Source organism: Streptococcus sp. SM3, assembly GCF_027497875.1.
In genome coordinates this window covers 1-16,091 of record NZ_JAJNSA010000054.1, presented here as the reverse complement: position 1 = coordinate 16,091, position 16,091 = coordinate 1, and the positions used below count along the sequence as shown (strand labels likewise).

Below are 16,091 nucleotides of genomic sequence, written 5' to 3'. Positions count from 1 at the left end.
CTGCTTCACCTGTTTTTGGAAGGAATGTCTTGCGACCTCCGTTTGAAGTTGTCGTGCCAGAATCACCTGGTTTACCAGGTTTGGTCGTATTCGTTGTTGGCCCCTCTGGCGTTGTTGTCGTAGTGGTCGTTGTAGGCACTGGTTTTTCAGACGTAGTTGTAGTCGTCGTTGTAGTTGTAGTGGTTGTCGGCGTAGGTTTTGGACCTTCTGTCGTCGTTGTTGTAGTTGTTGGCTCTTGAGTTGTCGTTGTTGTAGTTGTTGGCTCTTGAGTCGTCGTTGTTGTAGTTGTAGGTTCTTCAGTTGTCGTTGAAGTTGTTGTTGACTCTGGAGTTGTTGTAGTGGTAGTAGGAGTAGGTTCCTCAGTTGTTGTCGTAGTCGTAGTCGGCTCTTGAGTTGTCGTCGTAGTTGTTGTTGGCTCTTGAGTCGTTGTAGAGGTAGTTGTCGTAGTGGTTGTTGTCGTAGTCGTTGTTGTCGTAGTAGTTGTCTGTTCTTTTGGATTGACGATTGTCTTCGTTACCGCATGATCCGTTCCGCTAAAATCTTCAGCATTAACTGGGGTATCAGCAGTAGTAATGGTATAACCTTCAGGTGCTTGTAACTCAGTTAAAATGTATTTATCTTTTAAAAGACCATTGACTGTGATATTCCCATCTTTATCGGTCACATATTCACCGATTACTTGGTTGTTGGCTTGACGTACCACTTTGAATTTAGCTCCAGCAAGTGGTTGATTTTCGTCGCCCACCTTATGGATATGAATGGTAAAGACATAACCTTGTCCGGAACCACCTGCAATTTGAACTGCAGCTTTATTCAAAGCTTCTTTGATAACAATTCCTTTACCTTTTAATGTAGCTTCATTTTTTAAAACTTCTCCATCGACAGGTGAATAATTTAACTGAACATCATAAGTAATACGGTACTGATCCGTTTCAGCAACATCTCCAAGACTAACAGAGAATGATTGTCCATCAGCGCTAACAGTAACCGGATGTTCATTGGTTACATCAGAAGTGTTATTAAATTGCCATTCGCCATCGACAAAAGACATTTCTCCTTTTGTCACACGAAAGCTATCTTTTACATAGGACGCATTCGTGAATTGTAACTTGTCCTCAATAGTCACTTCTTTGAAACTTTGTTTCTTTTGATTAATTGAGATTCCATAGGTAATTATTCTAGGATTATCTTTATGAACCCAACTTGTTTTCTTTAATTCATTAGGGTTACCATCACCAACACCAGTAAATGAAACTTTACCACCAATTGTTGTTTTGTTGTTAACCGTCACTTCAACCGGAATTTCTCCTTGTTGAGGGTGCTTCTTGAAGTCGATACGAGCGTAGAAATAAAATTTACCATGTGTATCTGAATGTTTCTCCGCATAATCCGTATAAGTTAATGAAATCTTTTTATTATCCTTATCCACTGTTGCATGAGCAATGACTTCATTGGTCTCATCATCTTTAATATCAAAGCTTTGTGATGTAATAATCAAAGCATCTGGAACAGTGATATCCGTTGTGTCACCTGCTTTGACATCCTTACCAGCCAAGTCGAACTCAGCATTGATACGGAATGTTGCCCATTGTCCTAATTCCCAATCAAGGTTGCCACCTTCATTATTGGTAACTTTGATATTTTTGATCGTATCGACCAATTTTCCGCTAACGGTCACTCCAGGAGTTTCTGCTGAAGTGCGATTTAGACCTAAAGCGAAAAGCATGGCCACTAAACAAAGGACAAATGAGAAAATTTTAATATTTCTATTCTTCATCTTATCTTCCCTTTTCATAAAAAATTAGTGCCTAGTTATCAATGCCTGATTACTCTTAAAGATAGGAACGTCCAAATCCTATCTGTTGGTAATAAGAATTGAGTGCTGAGACACGACCTCCATAAAATAATTTTATAGGGTAAAACATTTTACTTTTAAAATTATTCCCTACACAGGGAATTATAGCAAAAATAATGAGTAGCTTCAAGCTAAAATTGATGAAATGAGGCAGGAATTACGAACTTTTAAGAGATTTCATCAATTTTTGTTCTCTTTCAGAAAACAACCATGAAAATACCAACCGATTTACAAAAAAGAAGGACGGAAAAGTAAGTTTTTATTGAAAGAATACGAATAGTAGAATTGAGGAGACGCTAGGGCAAAGTGATGGTATAATAGAAGAGATAGAAACAATTTAGAATAAAAGAGGAATGATGATGACAAAAATTCGTGGATTTGAACTTGTATCAAGCTATACCAACCAGGACTTGCTGCCAAAACGGGAGACAGCGCATGCGGCCGGCTATGACTTAAAAGTGGCAGAACGCACGATCATTGCACCAGGAGAAATCGTCCTCGTCCCAACTGGGGTCAAGGCTTATATGCAAGCGGGTGAGGTGCTCTATCTCTACGACCGTTCCTCTAACCCTCGCAAAAAAGGCCTGGTCTTGATCAACTCGGTTGGTGTTATTGATGGCGACTACTATGGTAATCCAGGGAATGAAGGCCATATCTTTGCTCAGATGAAAAACATTACCGACCAGGAAGTCGTTCTTGAAGTTGGAGAACGTGTGGTTCAGGCTGTCTTTGCACCATTTTTAATCGCAGATGGAGATGAGGCGGATGGCGTACGGACCGGTGGATTTGGGTCAACAGGGCACTAAGATGAAGATTATCTTTGTCCGTCATGGGGAGCCGGATTATAGTATGCTTGATAAACTTGAAAATCCGCAACTCTATAGCGGTTTTGGTCGTGATTTAGCACCATTGACAGGAAAAGGTCGCAGTCTGGCAAAAGAAGTTGCTAAAACCACATGTTTTGGAAAGGCAGAGATTATTATTTCATCGTCTGTGACGAGGGCTTTAGAAACAGCACATTATATAGCAGTTGAAACAGGATTGGACTTATTTGTGGAGCCGTTTTTTCATGAGTGGCGTCCAGACTTAGATGGCACTAACTCTGATTTAACTAGTGTATTGGTAGCTCATGAATATTATCTAAAACATCAAGGAGGTTTATCTGAAGATTCTCCTTATCGCTATGAAACTGATCTAGAGATGCGTCATCGTTTTTTAAGAGCTTTGGAAAAATATAAAAATTATAAAACTATTATCATTGTAACTCACGGAATGCTCATGCGCCAGTTTGTGCCAAATGAGAAGATTGATTTTTGCCAAGTGATTGAATGTGAGATAGAGATATAGAAAGAGGTTTATCATCGCAAAGAAAAAAACGACATTTATTTGTCAAAATTGTGCCTACAATTCACCCAAATACCTAGGGCGCTGTCCTAACTGTGGTTCTTGGTCTTCCTTTGTCGAGGAGGTAGAGGTTGCAGAAGTTAAGAATGCACGGGTATCCTTGACGGGTGAACAAGGCACTAAGATGAAGATTATCTTTGTCCGTCATGGGGAGCCAGATTATCGTGTGTTAGAGGAGCGTGCTTATTCCGGATTTGGAATGGATCTAGCTCCCTTATCTGAGAAGGGAAGGAAACAGGCTCAGGATCTTTGCCAAAACCCCTTGTTCCAATCAGCTGATCTGCTAGTAGCTTCAGCAGTAACGCGAGCTTTAGAAACAGCTTCTTATCTGGCTTGTGCTACGGGCCTACCTTTGAAAGTAGAACCCTTATTGCACGAATGGCAGGTCTACGAAAGTGGTATAGAGAATTTTGAAACAGCTCGGACTCTGTTTCTAGAAAATAATGGGAAGCTCCTTCCGGATAGCCCAATTCAGTATGAAACCGCTGAGGATATGAGAGCTCGCTTTATTGAAAGTTTGGCCAAGTACCGAGACTATCAAAAGCTTGTAGTGGTTACCCATCGTATGCTCATGCGTCAATTTGTACCAAATGAAACCATTGATTTTTGCCAAGTGATTGAGTGTGAGATAGAGATTTAGAAAGAGGTTTATCATCGCAAAGAAAAAAACGACTTTTATTTGTCAAAATTGTGCCTACAATTCACCCAAATACCTAGGGCGCTGTCCTAACTGTGGGTCTTGGTCTTCTTTTGTCGAGGAGGTCGAAGTTGCAGAAGTTAAGAATGCCCGGGTGTCCTTGACAGGTGAAAAGACCAAACCCATGAAACTGGCGGATGTGACCTCTATCAATGTCCATCGGACCAAGACTGATATGGAGGAATTCAACCGCGTCCTTGGAGGCGGTGTCGTCCCAGGGAGTCTCGTCCTCATCGGGGGAGATCCAGGTATTGGAAAATCAACCCTACTGTTACAAGTATCAACTCAGTTATCTCAAGTGGGAACGGTTCTCTACGTCAGTGGGGAGGAGTCTGCTCAGCAAATCAAACTCCGTGCAGAGCGCTTGGGGGATATCGACAGTGAGTTTTATCTCTATGCTGAGACCAATATGCAGAGCGTGCGAGCAGAAGTGGAGCGCATCCAGCCAAACTTTCTCATTATCGACTCGATCCAGACCATTATGTCTCCTGAGATTTCAGGGGTACAAGGATCGGTTTCTCAGGTGCGGGAAGTAACGGCAGAGCTCATGCAGCTGGCTAAGACTAATAACATTGCCATCTTTATCGTTGGGCACGTAACAAAGGAAGGAACCTTGGCAGGCCCGCGTATGTTGGAGCACATGGTGGATACGGTGCTCTACTTTGAAGGCGAGCGCCACCACACCTTCCGGATCCTGAGAGCGGTCAAAAACCGCTTTGGCTCAACAAATGAGATTGGGATCTTTGAGATGCAGTCAGGTGGCCTGGTCGAGGTCCTTAATCCGAGCCAGGTCTTTCTAGAAGAGCGCCTGGATGGGGCGACTGGATCGTCCATCGTTGTCACTATGGAAGGGACCCGTCCGATTCTAGCTGAAGTGCAGGCATTGGTGACACCGACCATGTTTGGAAATGCCAAGCGGACGACAACGGGGCTTGATTTCAATCGAGCTAGTCTCATCATGGCGGTGCTAGAAAAACGAGCGGGTTTGCTCCTTCAAAATCAGGATGCCTACCTCAAGTCTGCAGGTGGTGTCAAGTTGGATGAGCCGGCTATCGACCTAGCGGTTGCAGTTGCCATTGCCTCGAGCTACAAGGACAAGCCAACCAACCCGCAAGAGTGTTTCGTTGGAGAGTTGGGCTTGACCGGAGAAGTCCGCCGAGTCAATCGGATCGAACAACGGATCAATGAAGCTGCTAAGCTCGGTTTCACCAAGATTTATGTACCTAAAAATTCTCTGACGGGGATCACGACACCATCAGGTATCCAAGTGGTCGGTGTGACTACACTAGCTGAAGTCTTGAAGAAAGTATTTTGATAGAAGAAAAGAGGCTGGGACAAAAGTCCTAGCCTCTCAATTGTCTTTGGATTGTCGAGCAAGACGCAGTGATTATGTGTACTACGCTGATTTCATCAGCTTTTACAGCCCTACTCAACTGTGCGGAGGTGGGACGACAAAATCGAATTCTAACGAATGACCGATTTTAGTCCCACTCTCTTTTTCCGATGTGACAAATATGAGCAGATAGCACCTGACAGAAAGAAGGGAATATGATAAAATAATAGATGATTTGACATTCAAAGGAATAAAGGAGAGACCATGTCTTATTTTGATAATTTTTTAACAGCCAACCAAGCTTATGTGGCTCTACATGGAGACCTCCGTCTGCCGATTAAGCCGAAAACACAAGTTGCCATCGTGACCTGTATGGATTCTCGCCTTCACGTGGCACCAGCACTGGGTTTAGCTCTTGGAGATGCCCATATTTTGAGGAATGCTGGAGGGCGCGTGACCGATGACATGATCCGCTCCTTGGTCATTTCCCAGCAGCAAATGGGAACCCGTGAAATTGTTGTCTTGCACCATACAGACTGTGGCGCACAAACCTTTGAAAACGAAGGTTTCCGGGAACATTTAAAGAAAGAACTGGGAGTAGATGTTGGAGAGCGCGATTTTCTCCCCTTTCAAGATATTAAAGAGAGCGTTCGCGAGGATATGGAGCTTCTCAAGAATTCCCCTTTGATTCCAGAGGATGTCATTATCTCAGGAGCTGTGTATGATGTGGATACCGGATTGATCTCCGAAGTGAAATAAAATAGAAGAGTTCAAGAAAACAAAAGGACTTTGTTTTCTTGAACTCTTTTTTACTGGTGTAAAAAAATGAACCGGCTAGGAAAAAATGTGACAAAATGATTAAAAAATCGTGGTAAACTATGACATTTTTACAGAATTATGACATATTTATTTCGACATATTGATTCTCTGTGTCGATCGTGTTACAATTTTATTTGTATCATGGAATCATGAAATATGAAAAAGGAGATCCTATCAAATGAAGGATATTTTTAATAGACGCCAGCGTTTTTCCTTGCGGAAGTATAGCATTGGTGTTTGTTCTGTTCTCTTAGGGACAGCTCTTTTCGCTGCAGGTGCCAATACGGCTTCTGCGGCTGAAACAACTGCCTCTTCAGATGCATCGACGTCAGCTTCGACGGAGTCTGCATCTGATAGCACAGTAGCAACTGCAACAGCTGCCTCTTCTCCTGAAGCTTCTTATGAAGTTCCAGCAACAAATGTCAATCAAGTAGATACAGTTGCTGCGCAGGAAGTCAAAGCACAATCTGAGGCTAACAAAGCAGCAGAAAAAGCTGAGGAAACTGCACAACCAGCTCCGAAAGCTGAAGAAACTGTAAAACCAGCTAAAGCCGAAGAAGCAGCACAACCAGCTCCTAAAGCTGAAGCACCGAAAGCAACTGCTACATCAGAAGCAAAAAAAGCTGATGAAAAGAGCCAAGCGCACAGTGCTGCGTCAGAAGCTGCAAAACCAGTTGCTTCTACAAGCGCTGCAACTAGCGAAAGCTCAGAAACAGCAAGCGCAAGTGAAGCTGCAACACCAACAGTGGCCCTCAAACCTAAAGTGCAAGCAACCTTACTTCGTGGTACTGAAGCTCCTAAAGCAGATCAAGCAGCAGCTGAAGTTAGTAGCGCAGTACTTGACCGTGCAGCAACTGATATGACTAACGGTGGAGCTTTGGCAACAAGAAGCAGCCGTCGTAACCGTCGTGCCGCTACAGACCACAATAACGAGCCGGTTGCTGTAGCAACTTTCTTAAAAGACGGTGAAGTTGCTACACCTGAGATGACGGATCCAAATGGTGCAAGTGTTCGTTCACAAACAGTACCATCAGGATATGCTGCTAAAGAAGGCGACTACTATACTTATGCTATTTGGGATCTCACTAAGTTCAATGAACGTTATGGTACAAAATATTATGCGCGTGCCTATAAGAGATTTGATGACTCTACCGATACAACTGTTGAATTGCTCGACAAAAATACTGGTAGTGTAGTAGAAACAAGAACTATTACCGCTTCTAGTGGTGTTCAAAAGTTTACGACTACTACGGCAGCGTCTAATAGCCAATTAACTTTCCAAGTTGATTATCAAGCAGGTACTGGTGAAAAAGGTAAAGTAGCTCAACCATTTATTCAAAATGGTTATGAAGTTGGAAAGAGTATCACAGACTTAGTAGCTGCGGGGCACCAACTTACGCCTGCAGAGCAAGCACTTTATACTGCGGTTTATAACGCTCGTACTACAACTGATATTATCAACGTTGTTGAACCAGCTTACAATGGTCGTACAATTACTGATTCAAACGCTAAAATACCAGTAACAATTAATAAAACAACTTACTATAAAGTAGTTGATAAAAACAATCCAACATTTAACGCCAATAAAACGGATAAAACTGTTCAAGATTATAAAGAAAATGGTAATGAAGTTGAGTTAGCTAGATACACTCTTAAAGCTGAAGAAGGACAACGTTTCACAGCATCTGGCGAACGTCAATTTGATGGATACAAACTTTACCAAACTGCTGACGCAAATGATCAATCAGGTACTGTAAGTCGTCCTTACACCGTTGGTACGAAATTCATGGATGCGGACCGTTACGGTATCAAACGTATCAAAGAAGTTGTTGGAGAAGACGGTTCAGTCGTTATTCGTGTTTACTTGCTAGATCCAAGACAACAAAGCAAACGTTCTGATGGTTCATTAAGTACCGATGGCTATATGTTGCTAGCAGAAACTAAGCCGATTAAACCAGGTGAATGGAATTCACAGGACTTAGTTGTTAAAAAATCACCTCTTAGAACAATTTCATATACTGAAACTAATGAAAAAACAGGTGCAGTTACACAATATCCTAACGGTAAAGAAGTTGAATTTGACTTCCAAAAAGCTTCAGGATATACACCATATCATACTGTATTCGTACCATTCTTAGGAGATGGAATTGGACACGGTTCAGCTAACTCACAATTGGAACGTGGGGTAGGAGGTATCGGTACCAACGTTGACTTGCTCAACACTTTGACACCGTACAAACAACCTATTTACTACTATGTGAAACAAGAACCTGTAACAGTTACTCCAGAAGTTGAAAAACAACTTGAAGGACGTGTATTAAAAGATGGCGAGTTCACATTCAAGTTAACAGAAGAGAAAAGCAGTTCTGATAAACACGAAGAAACTGTTACTAACAAGGACGGCAAAGCGACATTTAGCAAGCTTACCTTTACTAAAGTTGGCACATATAAATACAAAATCACTGAACAAAAGGGTTCTGATACAAACGTTGACTACGATGCAATGACAGTTACGATGACTGTTACTGTAACGGAGAACTCTAAAGGTGACTTAGAAGCTGCAGTTAAATACCGTGCTGAAGGTGGATTCAAATCAAGTGATGATGATAAAATCTTCAACAACTATGTTGTAGCACCAGTTAAGACTAAGTTTGACTTCAGTAAAAAATTAGCTGGACGTGAACTTAAAGACGGCGAATTCAGTTTCCAATTGAAAGATGCCAACGGAACTGTTCTTCAAACTAAGACTAATACTAAGGCAGGTGTTGTAGCCTTTGACGATTTGACATTCACAAATGCACAAGTTGGTACTCACAAGTACACTGTTGAAGAAGTTCGTGGTTCTGAAGCTGGTATGCAATATGACCCAATGAAGGCTGAAGTAACAATCACTGTTACTAAGGAAGGTCACGTTCTTAAAGCAACAAACACTCTTCCATCAGATACAGAGTTCAACAATACCTTCACACCTGTTGCTACACAAGCTCAATTCAAGTTCACTAAGAAATTGGAAGGGAAAGAGCTCACGAAGGATGCCTTCACATTCGAATTGCTTGAAAATGGCAATGTGATCCAAACGAAGAAAAATGCGGCTGATGGAACCATCCAATTCGACGCGATTTCTTACGATAAAGAAGGTTCACACACTTATACTGTGCGTGAAGTAGCTGGAACAGATACAAACATCGACTACGATAATATGAATGCAGTCGTAACAGTTAACGTTACGAAAAATACTCAAACAGGTATCTTGAGCGCAGCTGTTACAATGCCTGAAGATACAGAGTTCAACAACTATGTTGTAGCACCAGTTAAGACAAAGTTTGACTTCACTAAGAAATTGGCTGGACGTGAACTGAAAGACGGCGAATTCAAATTCGTTCTTAAAGATGCAAACGGACAAGAAGTTGAAACGGTAGCTAACAAAAAAGACGGAACTGTAACATTTTCAGAAATTTCATTTGATAATACTAAAGTAGGTACTCATACTTATACAGTAGAAGAAGTAATCCCAGCCAACAAAGAGCTTGGTATGACTTACGATAAGATGAAAGCAACTATCACTATTAAAGTTGCTAAGAATGGTCATGCTCTTACAACTGTAACCAACGTATCATCAACAGGTGGGGTAGATGCGAATGGTAATGCTACTGATGGAACAGCGGATAAAGAGTTTAACAACAAGATCACTCCTCCGGAAACACCTGAGTTCCAACCAGAAAAATTTGTACTTAACAAAGAAAAATTTGACCTAACAGGTACAAAATTAATGGACGATGACGATGAGCTTCAGGATGAGTACACAGAAACAAATGCAAATCCATATGCTGATCAAGTCAAGAACAATGAAGCAGAAAACATCAATACGAAGACTGTTGAACGTGGTGATAAATTAGTTTACCAAGTATGGTTAGATACTAAAAACTTCACTGACAAAAACAACATCCAATCTGTTGGTATCTCTGATACTTACGATGCAGACAAATTAACTGTTAACTCTGCTGATATTAAAGCATACGATAGTGTAACAGGAGTTGATGTAACATCTAAATTTGATATTACAGTAGCTAACGGAGTCATTACAGCGACATCTAAAGCTTCTATGAACAAATCTTTAGGTGATGCTGATAACACTCAAGTTATTGACACAACTAAATTTGCATTTGGTCGCTACTATAAATTCGATATCCCAGCGACTGTTAAAGCAGACGTTGCAGGTGGGGTAGACATCGAGAACAAAGCCAACCAAATCGTTCACGTTTACAACCCAGTAAGCAAATCTGTTGAAACTCCAGAAAAACCAACTCAAAAACGTGTGAACAGTGTACCAATCACTGCAGAGTTCAACTTCACAAAACGTTTGGAAGGTCGTGCGCTAACAGCTGGCGAATTTACATTTGAGTTGAAAGATAGCGACAATGTTGTGATCGCAACGGCAACCAACGATGCAGATGGTAAGATTAAATTTTCTCCAGTAGAGTACACAAATAAAGCTGGTGAAAAAGTCACTGCCCTTAAATACAAGAAGGGTCAAGAAGGTACGTACACTTACTCTGTAACAGAGGTGAAAGGTACAGACGCAACTGTCACTTACGATACAATGAAGGCAGAAGTAACTGTAACAGTATCTCACGACGGTACAGCTAAAGCATTGGTTGCTAACGTAACTGAACCAGCTGACAAAGAGTTCAACAATACCGTAACACCTCCAACAGAACCTAAGTTCCAACCAGAGAAGTATGTATTGAATACAGCTAAATACTCAATCACTGATAACAAACTTCTTGATGATGATGCTGAGTTGACTGATAAATATGGTGAAACAAATACTGATCCATATGTTGATAAAACAAACAACAATGAAGCAGAAAACATCAATACGAAGACTGTTAACCGCGGAGATAAACTCTACTATCAAGTATGGTTGGATACAACTAAATTCTCAGCAACTAACAAAGAAAACGTTCAATCAGTAGGAATCACTGATGACTTCGATGAAACAAAAGTTGATGTAGATGGTTCAGCAATCAAAGCATATGACTCAGTAACTGGTGACGATGTAACAAACAAATTCGACATCAAGGTTGAAAATGGTGTGATGACTGCAACTCTTAAAGCTGGCTTCACGAAGTCACTTGGCGATGCAGAAAACACTCAAATCATTGACACAACTAAATTCGCCTTTGGACGTTACTACAAATTTGATATCCCAGCAACAGTTAAAGCTGATGTACCAGGTGGATCAGACATCGAAAATACTGCAGCTCAAGTAGTCAACTACTACAACCCTGTAAGCAAAACTGTTGAAAAACCAAGCAAACCAACTGAAAAACGTGTAAATAACGTTCCAGTTGAAGTGGAATTCAACTTCACTAAACGTTTGGAAGGTCGTGAGCTTAAAGCTAACGAATTCAGCTTCGTATTGAAAGATTCAACAGGTAAAGTTGTTGAAACTGTAAGCAACGATAAAGATGGTAATGTGAAGTTCTCAGCTCTTACATTCAAGAAGGGTGAAGAAGGCGTTCACAACTACACTGTTGAAGAAGTTGCAGGAACAGATGCTACTGTGACATACGACACAATGAAAGCAACTGTAGCTATCACTGTTGAACACAAAGGTACAGCTAAAGTTTTAGTGGCTAAGCTTGGCGAAATCGCTGATAAAGAGTTCAACAACCGTGTAACTCCTCCAACAGAACCTAAGTTCCAACCAGAGAAATACGTTGTTTCTAAAGCGAAATTCGATATCACAGGTACTAAGCTCGTTGATGACGATTCTGAATTGACAGATAAATATGGTGAAACAAATACAAACCCATATGTCGATAAAACTGACAACAATGAAGCTGAAAACTTGAATACTAAGACAGTTGAACGTGGATCTAAACTCTACTACCAAGTATGGTTGGATACAACTAAATTCTCTGACACAAACAAAGAAAACATCCAATCAGTAGGAATCTCAGATGACTTCGACGAAACTAAGTTGAATGTTACTGCATCTGAAATCAAGGCTTACGATTCAGTCACTGGTGCTGATGTTACTAACAAATTCGATATCGCTATTAATAACGGTATTGTGACAGCTAACTTGAAAGCTGGCTTCACGAAGTCACTTGGCGATGCAGAAAACACACAAGTGATCGACACAACTAAATTCGCATTTGGACGTTACTACAAGTTCGACATCCCAACAACAGTGAAAGACGATGTGGTAGCTGGTGCGGATATCGAAAATACTGCGGCTCAAGTTGTAAACTACTACAACCCAACGACTAAGAAAGTTGAAAAACCTGAAAAACCAACTGAAAAACGTGTCAACAATGTTCCAATCTCAGTTGAATTTAACTTCACTAAGAAATTGGAAGGTCGTGAGCTTAAAGCTAACGAATTCACATTCGAGTTGAAAGACAGCGACAATGTTGTGATTGCGACTGCAACCAACGACGCAGACGGTAACTTCAAGTTCACTCCAGTTGACTACACAAACAAAGCTGGTAAAACTGTCACTGCCCTTAAATACCAGAAGGGTCAAGAAGGTACGTACACTTACACTGTAACAGAGGTTAAGGGTACAGATTCAACTGTCACTTACGATGAAATGGCTGCAGTTGTAACTGTTAAAGTAAGTCATGATGGTACTGCGAAAGCCTTGATCACAAACGTGACAGATCCTGCCGATAAAGAATTCAACAACAAGGTAACTCCTCCAACAGAACCTAAGTTCCAACCAGAGAAATACGTTGTTTCTAAAGCGAAATTCGATATTACAGGTACGAAGCTCGTTGATGACGATTCTGAATTGACAGATAAATATGGTGAAACAAATACAAACCCATATGTCGATAAAACTGACAACAATGAAGCTGAAAACTTGAATACTAAGACAGTTGAACGTGGATCTAAACTTTACTACCAAGTATGGTTGGATACAACTAAGTTTGACGCAAGCAACAAAGACAATATCCAAACAGTAGGAATCACAGATAACTACGACAAGGATAAATTGACTGTTAATGCTTCAGATATCAAGGTTTACGATTCAGTTACTGGCGCAGATGTTACGACTAAATTCGATATCTCTGATAACAACGGTGTTCTGACAGCGAACCTGAAAGCAGGCTTCACTAAGTCACTTGGCGACGCTGAAAACACTCAAATCATTGATACTACTAAGTTCGAATTTGGACGCTACTATAAATTTGATATCCCAGCAACAGTGAAAGACGATGTCGCAGCTGGTGCCGATATTGAAAACAAAGCAGCACAAGTCGTTAACTACTACAACCCAGTAAGCAAGACAGTTGAAAAACCAAACAAACCAACTGAAAAACGTGTCAACAGTGTTCCAGTTCCACTTGATCTTAAATTCACGAAATCTCTTGAAGGTCGTCAATTGAAAGATCAAGAATTCACATTCGTTCTTAAGAAAGATGGCAATGTTGTCGAAACAGTGAAGAATGATGCGACTGGTAAGGTTAACTTCACTCAACTTAAGTTTGGTAAAGATGATCTTGGTAAGACATACAACTACACTGTAGAAGAAGTTCGTGGTACAGATAGCACCGTTTCTTACGACCCAATGGTTGCAACTGTGAAAGTTGTGGTTTCTCACGACGGTACAGCTAAAGCAATCGTAGCGAATGTAACAGATGCTGCTGATAAAGAGTTTAACAACCGTGTCACTCCTCCAGAAGAACCTAAGTTCCAACCAGAGAAGTATGTATTGAATGCAGAGAAATTCTCAATCACTGATAACAAACTTCTTGATGATGATTCTGAATTGGCTGACAAGTACGCAGATACAAATGCCAACCCATATGTGGATGGTACTGCAAACAACGAAGCTGAAAACATCAATACGAAGACTGTTAACCGTGGCGACAAGTTGGTTTACCAAGTATGGTTGGATACAACTAAATTCGACGCAGCTAACAAGGACAACATCCAATCAGTAGGAATCTCAGATGACTACGATGAAGCTAAGTTGGAACTTGATTCTACTAAGATCAAAGCTTACGATTCAGTAACAGGCGCAGAAGTAACAGATAAATTCGATATCGCTGTGAACAACGGTGTGATTACTGCAACCCTTAAAGATGGCTTCACTAAGTCACTTGGCGATGCGGACAACACTCAAGTTATCGACACAACTAAATTCGCATTTGGACGTTACTATAAGTTCGACATCCCAACAACAGTGAAAGCTGATGTACCTAGTGGTGTAGATATTGAAAATACTGCGGCTCAAGTTGTAAACTACTACAACCCAACAACTAAGAAAGTTGAAAAACCAAGCAAACCAACTGAAAAACGTGTAAACAACGTTCCAGTTGAAGTAGAATTCAACTTCACAAAACGCTTGGAAGGCCGTGAACTTAAAGCCAACGAATTCAGCTTCGTGCTTAAAGATTCAGAAGGTAAGACTCTTGAAACTGTAAGCAACGATGCATCTGGTAACGTTAAGTTCTCAGCTATGTCATTCAAGAAGGGTGACGAAGGTGTTCACAACTACACTGTAGAAGAAGTTAAAGGCTCAGACGCAACCGTTACATACGACACAATGAAAGCGAATGTAACAGTCACTGTATCACACGACGGAACAGCTAAAGTTCTGATCGCGAAAGTTGGCGACATTGCGGATAAAGAATTTAACAACCGTGTGACTCCTCCAGAAGAACCTAAGTTCCAACCAGAGAAATACGTATTAAATACAGCGAAATTCTCTATCACTGATAACAAGCTTCTTGACGATGATGCCGAGTTGACTGATAAATATGGTGAAACAAATACAGATCCATATGTAGATGGAACTTCAAACAACGAAGCAGAAAACATCAATACCAAGACTGTTAAACGCGGCGAAAAGATCTACTACCAAGTATGGTTGGATACAACTAAATTCGACGCATCTAACAAGGACAACATCCAATCAGTAGGAATCTCAGATGACTACGATGAAGCTAAGTTGGAACTTGATTCTACTAAGATCAAAGCTTACGATTCAGTAACAGGCGCAGAAGTAACAGATAAATTCGATATCGCTGTGAACAATGGTGTGATTACTGCAACCCTTAAAGATGGCTTCACTAAGTCACTTGGCGACGCTGAAAACACACAAATCATTGACACAACTAAATTCGAATTCGGACGTTACTACAAGTTTGATATTCCAGCAACTGTTAAGAACGATGTTCCTGGTGGTGCAGACATCGAAAATACTGCGGCTCAAGTAGTAAACTACTACAACCCAGTAAGCAAGACTGTTGAAAAACCAAACAAACCAACTGAAAAACGTGTTAACAACGTTCCAGTTGAAGTAGGATTCAACTTCACGAAACGTTTGGAAGGTCGTGAACTTAAAGCTAACGAATTCAGCTTCGTGCTTAAAGACGCATCAGGTAAAGTTGTCGAAACAGTAAGCAACGATGCGGCTGGTAATGTTGCATTCTCACCACTCAGCTTCAAGAAGGGCGAAGAAGGCGTACATAACTACACTGTAGAAGAAGTGAAGGGAACAGACGCAACTGTTGCTTACGATACAATGAAAGCTACTGTAGCAATCACAGTATCACACAATGGTACGGCTAAAGCCCTTGTAGCAACTGTAGGAGCAATCGCTGATAAAGAGTTCAACAATACTGTTCGTCCTCCAGAAGAACCTAAATTCCAACCAGAGAAATATGTTGTTTCTGAAGAGAAATTCGATATCACAGGTGACAAGCTCGTTGATGACGATAAAGAGTTGGCAGACAAGTACGCAGATACAAATGCGAACCCATATGCGGACAATGCATCAAACAACGAAGCTCAAAACTTGAATACCAAGACTGTTAAACGTGGCGATAAGTTGATTTACCAAGTATGGTTGGATACAACTAAATTCGACGCATCTAACAAGGACAACATCCAATCAGTAGGAATCTCAGATGACTACGATGAAGCTAAGTTGGAACTTGATTCTACTAAGATCAAAGCTTACG

General features: G+C 41.0%; 7 protein-coding genes. 6 read left to right on the top strand and 1 reads right to left on the bottom strand.

From position 1 onward, the window contains the following. Positions 1-1,777 (bottom strand): Ig-like domain-containing protein (locus PAN06_RS08775; RefSeq protein ID WP_269796098.1); only part of this gene is annotated, 1,777 nt, incomplete at its 3' end. A gap of 437 nt (positions 1,778-2,214) precedes the next feature. Here PAN06_RS08775 and PAN06_RS08770 point away from each other — a divergent pair. From PAN06_RS08770 to PAN06_RS08745, 6 genes are all read left to right on the top strand, one after another. Continuing rightward, positions 2,215-2,661 carry a dUTP diphosphatase gene (locus PAN06_RS08770; RefSeq protein ID WP_269796101.1) on the top strand — a complete coding sequence of 149 codons (447 nt, stop codon included), beginning with the start codon at positions 2,215-2,217 and terminating at the stop codon, positions 2,659-2,661. Between the two features lies 1 nt (position 2,662). Beyond that, positions 2,663-3,202 carry a histidine phosphatase family protein gene (locus PAN06_RS08765; protein WP_269796100.1) on the top strand — a complete coding sequence of 180 codons (540 nt, stop codon included), beginning with the start codon at positions 2,663-2,665 and terminating at the stop codon, positions 3,200-3,202. A 181-nt stretch (positions 3,203-3,383) separates the two neighbouring features. After that, on the top strand, positions 3,384-3,899 hold the full coding sequence (locus PAN06_RS08760) for a histidine phosphatase family protein (RefSeq protein WP_269796097.1): 516 nt from the start codon (positions 3,384-3,386) through the stop codon (positions 3,897-3,899). A 10-nt stretch (positions 3,900-3,909) separates the two neighbouring features. Beyond that, positions 3,910-5,271: a DNA repair protein RadA gene (gene radA, locus PAN06_RS08755; protein WP_269796099.1), complete on the top strand. Its 1,362-nt coding sequence runs from the start codon at positions 3,910-3,912 to the stop codon at positions 5,269-5,271. Between the two features lie 282 nt (positions 5,272-5,553). Further along, positions 5,554-6,048 (top strand): carbonic anhydrase, encoded by a 495-nt coding sequence (locus PAN06_RS08750; RefSeq protein ID WP_269796096.1) that lies wholly within the window; start codon positions 5,554-5,556, stop codon positions 6,046-6,048. A 238-nt stretch (positions 6,049-6,286) separates the two neighbouring features. Next, positions 6,287-16,091: SspB-related isopeptide-forming adhesin (locus PAN06_RS08745; RefSeq protein ID WP_269796095.1), on the top strand; the 9,805-nt coding region annotated here is incomplete at its 3' end.

What these genes read in the sequence shown, in the direction of transcription:
- PAN06_RS08765 (WP_269796100.1), top strand. Translation starts at nt 2,663, where the DNA reads ATGAAGATTATCTTTGTCCGTCATGGGGAGCCGGATTATAGTATGCTT.
- PAN06_RS08750 (WP_269796096.1), top strand. Translation starts at nt 5,554, where the DNA reads ATGTCTTATTTTGATAATTTTTTAACAGCCAACCAAGCTTATGTGGCT.
- PAN06_RS08770 (WP_269796101.1), top strand. Translation starts at nt 2,215, where the DNA reads ATGACAAAAATTCGTGGATTTGAACTTGTATCAAGCTATACCAACCAG.
- PAN06_RS08760 (WP_269796097.1), top strand. Translation starts at nt 3,384, where the DNA reads ATGAAGATTATCTTTGTCCGTCATGGGGAGCCAGATTATCGTGTGTTA.